The 10,568-nt window shown below is 72.9% G+C and carries 11 protein-coding genes; 2 read left to right on the forward strand and 9 right to left on the reverse strand.

The window, feature by feature from the left end:
• Positions 1-280: 280 nt before the first annotated feature.
• The gene (gene tyrS / locus J0670_RS17920; RefSeq protein WP_207812622.1) at positions 281-1,552 is read right to left on the reverse strand and encodes a tyrosine--tRNA ligase; all 1,272 of its coding nucleotides are present in this window, start codon (positions 1,550-1,552) and stop codon (positions 281-283) included.
• A 270-nt stretch (positions 1,553-1,822) separates the two neighbouring features.
• On the opposite strand from tyrS, the gene J0670_RS17925 reads away from it, so the two are divergent.
• The gene (locus J0670_RS17925; RefSeq protein WP_207812614.1) at positions 1,823-2,353 is read left to right on the forward strand and encodes an HNH endonuclease; all 531 of its coding nucleotides are present in this window, start codon (positions 1,823-1,825) and stop codon (positions 2,351-2,353) included.
• 24 nt (positions 2,354-2,377) lie between these two features.
• Here J0670_RS17925 and J0670_RS17930 read toward each other — a convergent pair whose 3' ends face one another.
• The 6 genes from J0670_RS17930 to J0670_RS17955 form a co-directional block, all read right to left on the reverse strand.
• Positions 2,378-4,315, reverse strand: coding sequence for a PQQ-binding-like beta-propeller repeat protein (locus J0670_RS17930; RefSeq protein WP_207812615.1), 1,938 nt, complete (start codon positions 4,313-4,315; stop codon positions 2,378-2,380).
• A 108-nt stretch (positions 4,316-4,423) separates the two neighbouring features.
• Complete coding sequence (locus tag J0670_RS17935) at positions 4,424-4,729, reverse strand: 4a-hydroxytetrahydrobiopterin dehydratase (RefSeq protein WP_207812616.1); 306 nt, start codon at positions 4,727-4,729, stop codon at positions 4,424-4,426.
• A 73-nt stretch (positions 4,730-4,802) separates the two neighbouring features.
• A complete protein-coding gene (locus J0670_RS17940) occupies positions 4,803-5,561 on the reverse strand; it encodes a sulfite exporter TauE/SafE family protein (RefSeq protein WP_207812617.1) in 759 nt (252 codons plus the stop codon).
• A 190-nt stretch (positions 5,562-5,751) separates the two neighbouring features.
• Positions 5,752-6,804 (reverse strand): SPFH domain-containing protein, encoded by a 1,053-nt coding sequence (locus J0670_RS17945; protein WP_207812618.1) that lies wholly within the window; start codon positions 6,802-6,804, stop codon positions 5,752-5,754.
• 10 nt (positions 6,805-6,814) lie between these two features.
• Entirely contained in the window at positions 6,815-7,237 is a 423-nt protein-coding gene (locus J0670_RS17950) for an NfeD family protein (RefSeq protein ID WP_307806570.1), read from the reverse strand.
• A gap of 173 nt (positions 7,238-7,410) precedes the next feature.
• Entirely contained in the window at positions 7,411-8,202 is a 792-nt protein-coding gene (locus J0670_RS17955; RefSeq protein WP_196947499.1) for an ABC transporter ATP-binding protein, read from the reverse strand.
• A 148-nt stretch (positions 8,203-8,350) separates the two neighbouring features.
• Here J0670_RS17955 and J0670_RS17960 point away from each other — a divergent pair, with 148 nt between their 5' ends.
• On the forward strand, positions 8,351-9,163 hold the full coding sequence (locus tag J0670_RS17960; protein ID WP_207812619.1) for a hypothetical protein: 813 nt from the start codon (positions 8,351-8,353) through the stop codon (positions 9,161-9,163).
• On the opposite strand, the gene J0670_RS17965 is transcribed toward J0670_RS17960, so the two are convergent.
• Together J0670_RS17965 and J0670_RS17970 are read right to left on the reverse strand one after the other, a co-directional pair.
• Positions 9,160-9,816, reverse strand: coding sequence for a response regulator transcription factor (locus tag J0670_RS17965; RefSeq protein ID WP_207812620.1), 657 nt, complete (start codon positions 9,814-9,816; stop codon positions 9,160-9,162). The genes J0670_RS17960 and J0670_RS17965 overlap by 4 nt on opposite strands.
• Positions 9,809-10,568 (reverse strand): sensor histidine kinase (locus J0670_RS17970; protein WP_207812621.1); only part of this gene is annotated, 760 nt, incomplete at its 5' end. The genes J0670_RS17965 and J0670_RS17970, both read right to left, overlap by 8 nt.

The raw sequence follows: 10,568 nt of genomic DNA on the forward strand, positions 1-10,568 counted from the left end.
TTTCCCGAACTGGTCGGGGCCGCTTTCTGCGACGACCGCCACGTTAGCGCATTCCGAGAGTTATCTCGAAATTCACGCTCACACCCTGTTGACGGGACGCCAACGGACCCAACTGAATGGGCGTCGAGTGTGAGGGTGGGTCTTGCTGAGTGGGGTGGCCGCTCCAGCGACTCGTTCAACACTAGGCCACCTGGAGGACAACGTCAAACGTCGAGGGCGGGATCCGGCTGGATCCCGCCCTCGTTCGTCGAAGCCGCAGCTCAGCGGCGTCGGGTTTCGGTCACGCCGACGCTGGCACCAGCTCGGCTGCGGCCAGGTTGCGCTTGCCGCGACGCAGCACCAGCCAGCGGCCGTGCAGCAGGTCGGCCTCCGTCGGCACGGCCTCCTCGTCCGTCACCTTGACGTTGTTGAGGTAGGCCCCGCCCTCCTTGATCGTCCGGCGGGCGGCCGAGCGGCTCGGCGCCAGGCCGACGGCGACCAACAGGTCGACCACCGGCTGGAGTTCGGACACCTCGGCCTTCGGGACCTCGGCCAGGGCGGCGGCCAGGGTCGGGGCCTCCAGGTCGGCCAGGTCGCCCTGTCCGAACAGCGCCTTGGACGCGGCGACCGCGCGCTCGTACTGCTCGGCGCCGTGCACCAGCGTCGTGAGCTCCTCGGCCAGGGCACGCTGGGCGAGGCGGGCCGCAGGGCGCTCGGTGGTCTCGCGCTCCAGCTCCTCGATCTCCTCCTTCGAGCGGAAGCTGAAGATCCGCAGGAAGTTGGGGATGTCCCGGTCGTCCGCGTTCAGCCAGAACTGGTAGAAGGCGTACGGGGTGGTCAGCTCGGGGTCAAGCCAGACCGTGCCGGACTCGGTCTTGCCGAACTTGGTGCCGTCGGCCTTGACGATCAGCGGCGTGGCCAGCGCGTGCACGGACTTGCCGTCGGCCTTGCGGATCAGGTCCGTGCCGGCGGTGAGGTTGCCCCACTGGTCACTGCCGCCGGTCTGCAGGGTGCAGCCGTAGCGGCGGTTCAGCTCCAGGTAGTCCATGCCCTGCAGGATCTGGTAGCTGAACTCGGTGTAGCTGATGCCCGCGTCGGAGTTGAGCCGTCGGGCGACGGCCTCCTTGGCGATCATGTTGTTCACGCGGAAGTACTTGCCCACGTCGCGCAGCAGGCTGATGGCCGACATCCCGGAGGTCCAGTCCAGGTTGTTGACCATGCGCGCCGCGTACTGGCCCTCGAAGTCGAGGAAGCGCGAGATCTGGCCGCGCAGGCGCTCCACCCAGCCGGCCACCGTCTCGGGGTCGTTGAGCACGCGCTCGGCGGTGGGCTTCGGGTCGCCGATCAGGCCCGTGGCACCGCCGACCAGGCCGAGCGGGAGGTTCCCCGCCTGCTGGATGCGGCGCATGGTGAGGATCTGCACCAGGTTGCCCAGGTGCAGGCTCGGGGCCGTCGGGTCGAAGCCGCAATAGAACGTGACCGGGCCGTCCGCGAACGCCTTGCGCAGTGCGTCCTCGTCGGTGGACAGGGCGATCAGCCCTCGCCACCGCAGCTCGTCGACGATGTCCGTCACGGTCACGCTTCTCCTTCGATCGGGCGTCCGCCCGGTGCTGGCCCGGTTCGGTCGGGCCCCTGGTCGGAACGACTCCAGCCTGATAGAGCCTACGCGGTTCCGGCCAGCGAGTTTTCCCCGAGGCACCCCGTCGAGGCGCCGCCGATACCGGAAATTCCGTTGTTCGTCGGCTGTGGGCCCATTCAGAGTGGTTCCACCGCCGTGCGGCGGCAGTGACGTGTGTGGAGACGGTCGTGCCGCCGTGGCACGCCCGTGGGAAGGGTGTGCCGAGTGCGCAACACGCTGGTTCTGAACGCGAGCTACGAGCCCCTGACGACGGTGTCGCTCCAGCGCGCCGTCGTCCTGGTGCTCCAGGACAAGGCGGTGGTGGAGCAGGCGCATCCGCTGCGCTCGATCCGCGGGACGGGCGTCACCGTCCCGGTGCCCCGGGTGATCAGACTGCAACGGTACGTACGGGTGCCGTTCCGACAACAGGCCCCGTGGTCCCGTCGGGGCGTGCTGGCCCGGGACCAGCACCTGTGCGCGTACTGCGGGCGCCGGGCCACCACGGTGGACCACCTCCAGCCCAGGTCGCGCGGCGGTGCGGACAGCTGGATGAACACCGTGGCCGCGTGCGCGGAGGACAACCAGCGCAAGGCCGACCGGACGCCGGAGCAGGCCGGGATGAAGCTGCTGCGGCGGCCGTTCGTGCCGACGCCGCAGGCCACCCTGATGCTGGCGCTCGGGCTGCGCGGATCGGAGGCCCGGGAGCTCGCCGACTGGCTGCCGGCCGTACCGGGGCAGTCAGCCCCGGCGGCGTGAAAGCAGGGGTAGGAGGGGCCGGGCTCAGCCCTTCGCCCGGTACCCCGCCGCCGTGCCGTAGTTGGCCGAGTGCTCGGGCAGCACGACCACCTGCCCGTCGCCGATCGCCACCCGCCCGGCGACCAGCAGCGCGCCGGTGCCGGGCGGGAAGTTGCCGCCGACCGCCTCCTGGCCGCCCGCCAGCGGGAAGCGGGTGAGGTGGGCGAGCTGGTCGCGGCGTTCGTCGGCGGCGATCACGAGCGAGCCGCCGTCGATGCCGACCGCCCGGACGGTGCCCTTGGCGGCGACCGGCGCCTTCCAGCGCTGCTTGCCGGTGTCCAGGTCGTAGCCGACCGCGGACACCGGCCCGCCGCCGTTCCCCGGCGCCAGGACGGCGGCCATGGTGCGGCCCGCGAAGAACACCTCGGGAGTGGCCGAAAACGCACCGTGGGAGACGTCCAGGCGGCCGCCGTCCGCGACCACCGGGATCTCGGCGGCCGGGTCGCCAGCCGCGCCCCAGGCGAACACCCGGTCGTCCTCCGGCTTCCCGCCGGTGGTGAGCACCACGGCCGGCTCGGCGGAGAGCACCGTCACCGTCTTCGGCTGGTTGTTCAGGCCTCGCCACCAGGCGACCTTGCCGTCCACCGTGTTCAGCGCGACGGCCTGGTCCGCGGGGGTGGAGTCGGCACAGGTGGAGGCGACCAGCACGGTCTTGCCGGTGACGCCGCCGGACAGGGTGCAGAACCTGCCCTGCCCGGTGTACTGCCAGACGTCCTTCCCCTCGGCCGACTCCCAGGCCATCACCCGGTCGTCGCCGATCGCGATCACCTTGTCCTCGGTGACCCCGATCCGTGCACCGTAGGAGTCCTTGGCGTCCGAGAGGGTCTTGGTCCAGGCCGTCTTGCCGGTCTTGGTGTCCACGGCGGCCACCAGTGTGCAGGGGCTCTTCGGGTCGGGCTGCGGCCGGAACAGGGCCGCTCCCAGCCCGGACTGGTTCACCCCCGCCGAAAGCCCGCACGGAACGGCCCCGGCCGCCGGGGGCTCGACCGTCCAGGTCGGCTTGCCCTCCGTCCGGTCGTACGCGTGCACGCCCGAGCCGTCGGCCCGGACCACCGCGTCGGCCAGCAGCCAGCTGCCGACCAGCGTGTCGTCTCCCCCGGTCTTCCCGCCCTGCCCGGCACCGGCCGCCTGCGCCGACCACACCTTGGTGTGCGCCACCGCGAACCCGGGCTCGCCGCCGCCGGTCGCGGCCGCGCTGCCACCGCCCTCGGCGCCGACCGTCAGCGCGGCGGCGATCAGCACCCCGAGCGCGGCCACCCCGGCGCCGGCCCGCACCAGCAGGGCCCGGCGGCTGGGCACGTGCTCCCCGGTCAGTACGGCGTCGGCGGCCGCCCGGGCCCTGGCCGCCAGCGACCCGCCGGAGCCCGCGCCGCCGCCACGGCCACGACGGGCGGCGGCCCTCGACGACGCGGCGGGCCCGGAGCCTGACGACGGCTCGGCCGGGGGCTGTTCCGCCGCGGCCTCGGGTGCGGGCTCCGAGTCCTCCAGGTGCACCGAGCCGTCGTGCACCGAGTCGTCGTGCACGGAGCCGTCGTACACGGAGCCGTCGTGCACATAGCCGTCGGCCGAGTACTCGGCCCCCGCCGGGACGTACAGCCCCTCCTGCGCGGGCTTCTGCTCGGCGGCGTACGGCGGGTACGGCTGCTGGTACGGCTGGTACCGCCCCTGCTCGCCGTACGGCCCCTCGACGTAGCCGGCCTCGACGTAACCGCCCTCGGTGTACCCGGTAGGGCCGTAACCGCCCTGGCCGTACGACCACTCGGGCTGCCCGTACTCGACCGGGCCGTAGCCCTCCTGCGGCCACTGCGCCTGCGGCTGGGACGGCGGCTGCTGCTGGGGCTGCCCGTAGTACCCGCCCTGGTGGTCCTGCGGGTACCACGGCTGCTGCTGGGCGTTGGGATCTCCGAAGGGCTCCTGCGCCATCGTTCCGTCCTTCCCCGCCCCCGCCTGCCCGCCGCTTGCGGCAGTCAGCATCTCACGCCCGCGGCGGCGCGCCGCCCGGGCCCTCAGCGCCCGCCCGGCGGGCCGGGCTCAGGCCGCCGACTCGGTGTGCAGGGCCTCGTCGATGCGGGCGGCGAGGGTGAAGTCCAGGTCGGTGAGCCCGCCGGCGCTGTGGGTGGACAGGGAGAAGCGCAGGGTGCGCCAGCGGATGTCGACGTCGGGGTGGTGGTTCAGCGCCTCGGCCTGCTCGGCGACGGCGACCACCACCCGGATCGCCGCCGGGAAGTCCGGGGCGTCGGCGCTGCGGACGATGCTGTCGCCCTCCCGGCTCCACAGCGGCACGGCCGCCAGCGCCGCCCTGATCTCGTTCTCGGTCAGCCGTGCCCTGCCGCTCATCGGTGCGCTCCCGTTCGTGGTCGGTCGAGGTGCGAACCGGGCCAGCCTACTGAGCCGACAGGCTGACCGACCGTCAACTCACCAGCAGCTTGGTGACGGCCACGAGTCCGACCGCCACGATGACCCCGCGCAGCGCGGCCGGCGGCAACCGGCGGCCGACCTTGGCGCCGATCAGGCCGCCGACCAGCGAGCCCACCGCGATCAGCCCGGCGGCCGTCCAGTTCACGGTCGAGGTGAACAGGAAGAACAGCGCGGCGACCCCGTTGACGATCATCGCCAGGGCGTTCTTCACCGCGTTGATCCGCTGAAGGTCCTCCTGGAGCAGCATGCCCATCAGCGCCATCAGCAGGACGCCCTGGGCGGCGCCGAAGTAACCGCCGTAGATGCCGGTGAGGAAGACCCCGACCAGCAGCACCAGGCTGCCGTCCGGGTCGCCGTCGGAGCGGCGGCGGGCGGCGACGGCCCTGGCCACCCGGGGCTGGATCACCACCAGGACCAGGGCGAGCAGGATCAGCACCGGCACGATCGCGTCGAAGGCCCCGCTCGGCAGCTTGATCAGCAGCAGCGCGCCGACCAGTCCGCCGAGCAGCGAGGCGGTGCCCAGGCGGCGCAGTCGGCGGCCCTGGCCGACGAGTTCGCGGCGGTAGCCGATCACGCCGCTGAGTGAACCGGGCACCAGGCCGAAGGAGTTGGAGACGTTGGCGGTGACCGGCGGAATGCCGACGGCGAGCAGGACCGGGAAGGTGATCAGGGTGCCCGAGCCCACGATCACATTGATCATCCCGGCACCGACACCGGCCACCAGGACGGCGATCGCCTCCCAGAGCGTCATGGGTCACCTTTCCTCTCGGTCCTGTCCGAGGGGATCATGCCGGACCCCCGGCCGCCGGGCCAGACCCCTCCCGGCATTCGGGACGCACACCACAATCAGCGGGAACGCCGAGGGCCCGCCACCCCGAGGCGGCGGGCCCCGAACCAGGAGGTTCAGCCGATCACTCCGGGCCGATTCACTCCGGACCGGTTCACTCCGGGTCGATCTTGCGGTACTCCCGCGCCGGGTCCACCCGGGGGCGGGCGGCGCCCTTCTCGACGTCCACCGGGCGCGGCCCGGCCGCCGGGTCGATCGGCACCTGGGTGGCCGCCGGAGCCGCCGGGGGGACGCTCGGCGCCGCGAGCGCGCCGCCGTTCACGCCGCCGCCGTTGCCGGTCAGGCCGGTGAAGGCGCCGCCGAGGCCCTTGAGCGCGTCGCCGACCTCGCTGGGGATGATCCACAGCTTGTTGGAGTCGCCCTTGGCCAGCTCGGGCAGGGTCTGGAGGTACTGGTAGGCGAGCAGCTTCTGGTCGGCGTCGCCGTCGTGGATGGCCTCGAAGACCGTACGGATCGCGGCCGCCTCACCGTCGGCGCGCAGCACCGCGGCCTGGGCCTCACCCTCGGCCTTGAGCACCTCGGCCTGCTTCTCACCCTCGGCCTTGAGGATCTGGGCCTGGCGCTGGCCCTCGGCGGTGAGGATCGCGGCGCGCTTGTCACGGTCGGCGCGCATCTGCTTCTCCATCGAGTCCTGGATGGAGGTCGGCGGCTCGATCGCCTTCAGCTCGACGCGGTTGACCCGGATGCCCCACTTCCCGGTGGCCTCGTCCAGGACGCCGCGCAGACCGGCGTTGATGACCTCGCGCGAGGTCAGGGTGGACTCCAGGTCCATCGAGCCGATGATGTTGCGCAGCGTGGTGACGGTCAGCTGCTCGATCGCCTGGATGTAGCTGGCGACCTCGTAGGTGGCCGCCCGGGCGTCGGTGACCTGGTAGTAGATGACGGTGTCGATGTTGACGACCAGGTTGTCCTGGGTGATCACCGGCTGCGGCGGGAACGGCACGACCTGTTCGCGCAGGTCGATCCGGTTGCGGACGCGGTCGATGAACGGGACGACGATGTTCAGCCCCGCGTTGAGCGTCCGGGTGTAGCGGCCGAAGCGCTCCACGATCGCGGCGCTGGCCTGCGGGATGACCTGGATCGTCTTGATCAGCGCGATGAAGGCCACCACGACCAGGACGACCAAAACGATAAGGACGGGTTCCACGGACTCTCCCCTAGACGACCAGGGCGGTCGCGCCCTGGATTTCGACGACGTCGACCTGCTGCCCGGGCTGGTAGACCTGGTCCGGGTGGAGCGCGCGGGCCGACCAGATCTCGCCGTTCAGCTTGATCCGTCCGCCCTCCCCGTCGACGGTTTCCGCGACGACCGCGGTGGCGCCCTGGAGCGCCTCGATGCCCATCTTGACCTGCGGGCCCTTCTGGAGCTGCCGGTAGGCGATCGGACGGACGACGACCACCAGCGCGACCGACACCACCAGGAAGGTCACGGCCTGGAGGACCACTCCCCCACCCAGCCCGGCCACGCCGGCGGCTGCCAGCGCCCCCACGGCGAACATGGCGAACTCCGGCATCGCGGTGAGAACCAGCGGTATGCCGAGGGCCGCGGCGGCCAGGAGCCACCAGATCCAGCTGTCCACACGTCCATCCTAGGGAGCGAAGGGCCTTCAGGGGACGGTTCCCGCAGGTCGAGGGGCGGAAACCGGTCGCGCGTGCGACCGGTCCCGCCTGCCTTCGAGCGATGGACGAGCGATGGACGGGTGAGGTGCGGATGAGGGGCGGGCGGAGGACGGGAGACGAGCCCGACGGGGGCTCAGCCCAGCGGCAGGCCCTGCGCCGACCAGCGGTCCCCGTGGCGCTCCAGGGTGAGCGGCAGGCCGAAGCACTTGGAGAGGTTGCGGGCGGTCAGCTCGGTGTCGATCGGGCCGGCGGTGAGCACCTTGCCCTGACGGATCATCAGGACGTGGGTGAAACCGGGGGCGATCTCCTCGACGTGGTGGGTGACCATCGCCATGGCCGGGGCGAACTCGTCCTGGGCCAGCGCGCCGAGCCGGCGGACCAGGTCCTCGCGGCCGCCGAGGTCCAGGCCGGCCGCGGGCTCGTCGAGCAGCAGCAGCTCGGGGTCGGTCATCAGGGCGCGGGCGATCAGGGTGCGCTTGCGCTCGCCCTCGGAGAGGGTGCCGAACTTGCGGCCGGTGAGGTTGGCCATGCCGAGGCGGTCGAGCAGGGCGAGGGCGCGGCCCTCGTCGGACTGCTCGTAGGTCTCCTGCCAGCTCACCGTCATGCCGTAGGCGGCGGTGAGCACCGTCTGCAGCACGGTCTGCTCGGCCGGCAGCTTGTCGAACATGGCGGCGCCGGCCAGGCCGATCCGGGAGCGCAGCTCGAAGACGTCGACCTCGCCGAGCTTCTCGCCCAGCACCGAGACCTTGCCCGAGGTCGGGAACAGGTACGAGGAGGCGATCTGCAGCAGGGTGGTCTTGCCGGCGCCGTTCGGGCCCAGGATGACCCAGCGCTCACCCTCCGAGATGGACCACGAGACCTGGTCGACCAGCGCGCGCCCCTCCCGGACCACGGATACGTCCACCAGCTCCAGCACGTCGCTCATGCCTATGCCTTCCCCAAACAAAAAATCTCGGCCGTCGGTGCGGGCGGCGAGCCTACTCCGGCAGCCGGGGGGCACGGGGTGGGTGCGCCGCACACGCATGGGCAAACCTACGCCACGCGGATGACCGCCGATTCCGTAGGCTGGCCGGATGCTCGCGACACCTGCCGACAATCCGTACGAAGAACCCCGCTCGGGGCGGCTGACCGCCTGGGGCAACGCCCTGCTGAGCGGTCTGGTGGCGCCCGACGACGCCGCCGCGGCCGTCCTGGGCGCCGACGAGGGCCACCGGGTGACCGGGCTGCCCGGGGACGCCCCTGGCGAGCGGCACGGGCTGACCTGGGCGCTGGGACGGCTGCGGGTGCTCGGCGTGAGGGGCCTGCGGCTGGCGCTGCCCTCGGACGGGCACCCGCTGGGGCTGACAGGGCCGGTGGACTTCAACGCGCGGGCCATGGAGGCGGGCGAGGCGGTGCTCGCGGTGGGGGTGCCGCTCGGGCTGGTGCCGGAGGTGGAGGTGTTCGGCCCGGCCGGGGACCGCTCGGCCACGGTGCTGTGGCGCTGCTCCGAGGTCAACGACGCCCCGCCGGCCGACGTGCCGTCGCTGCACGAGGCCGAGCGCGAGCTGGCGGACGGGCTGCGCGAGGCGACCGTCCTGCTCGGGCGGCTCGACGTGGCCGGCGCCGGGCCGGAGGCGCTGCGCGCCCTCGACGCCTACCGCCGGCGCGGCCACAGCGAGCTGCTCGCCCCCGGCTACCCGCCGCGCGCCGTCCGGGTCCTGGAGTCGGCCCGCCAGGTGTCCGCGCTGCTGACGATCGCCTCCGGCGGCCACGGCGCGGCGGTCAGCGCCTCGGAGATGGCCGCCCGCCGGTCCGTCCTGGCGCCGTTGTGGCGCACCGCCCGCCGTGCCCAGGTGGCCGCCTACAACGCCCTGGTCGACGAGCGCGAGGAGCGCGACGACCGCTAGACCTCCCGGGCCTCGCCGTGACGGACGGCCCAGAGCGCGGCCTGGGTGCGGTCGGCGAGGTCCAGCTTCATCAGGATGTTGGAGACGTGGGTCTTCACCGTCTTCTCCGACAGGTGCAGGCTGCGGGCGATCTCCCGGTTGGAGCGGCCGTCGGCGATGTGGCCGAGCACCTCGCGCTCGCGCTCGGTGAGGGTGCCGCCGCGGCCCTGCGGGGCGCGCGGGCCGTCGTCGGAGAGCAGGGCCTCGGCCAGCTCGGGCTGGAGCAGCACGTGTCCGGCGTGCACCGAGCGGATCGCGCCGGCCAGCGCCTCCGGGTCCACGTCCTTGTAGACGTACCCGGCGGCTCCGGCCCGCAGCGCGGGGACCATGGTGCGGTGCTCGGTGAAACTGGTCACGATCAGGATCCGGGCCCGGCTGCCCTCGTCCTTGAGCGTGCGCAGCGCCTCGATGCCGTCGACGCCTGGCATCTTGAGGTCCATCAGGACGACGTCCGGGTCGAGTTCGCGGGCGCGCTCGACGCCCTCGGCCCCGTCGGCGGCCTCCCCGACCACCTCGATGTCGTCCTGGACCTCCAGGAAGGTGCGCAGCCCGCGGCGGACCACCTGGTGGTCGTCGACCAGCAGGACGCGGATCGACGGCGTGCTGTCAGGCACCGGGGACCTCCATCTCGACGAGCGTCCCCCTGCCGGGGGCCGACTCCAGGGTGAGCGTGCCGCCGACGGCGGCCGCGCGGTCGCGCATCGAGACCAGGCCGAGGTGGCGGCCGGCCCGGTGGACGGATTCGGGGTCGAAGCCGCGCCCGTCGTCGCGCACCCGCAGCACGGCGCCGCGCGCGGGCGTCCCGGCGAGGGTGACGGTGACCCGGCGGGCGCCGGAGTGCCGCAGCGCGTTGTGCAGCGCCTCCTGGGCGACCCTCAGCAGGGCGGCCTCCTGGGCGGGCGGCAGGGCGCGGACGCCGTCGGCCGCGAAGGCGACGTCGGCGGCGTGGGCGCGGTCCAGGACCTGTACCTGGGAGGCGAGGGTGGCGCTCAGCCCGTCCTCCTCCAGGGCGGCGGGGCGCAGCTCGACCACCACGGCGCGCAGTTCGTCGGCGGCCTCGGCGGCGAGCCGGGCGACCTCGGCGAGTTCGGCGCGGGCGCGGGCCGGGTCGCGGTCGACCAGTTTGGCGGCGGCCTTGGCGGTGAGGCGCAGCGAGAAGAGCTTCTGCGAGACGGCGTCGTGCAGGTCGTGGGCGATGCGGGCGCGTTCGCCGGCCAGGGTGAGCTCGCGGCTGCGCTCGTACAGGCGGGCGTTGGAGAGGGCGAGGGCGGCGTGGGCGGCGAGGATCCGCAGCAGTTCCTCGTCGTGGTCGGTGAACAGGCCGCCGCCGCGCTTGTTGGCGAGGAAGATGACGCCCGTCACCTGG

It is taken from the genome of Streptomyces sp. FH025 (assembly GCF_017427025.1).
GTDB lineage: Bacteria > Actinomycetota > Actinomycetes > Streptomycetales > Streptomycetaceae > Kitasatospora.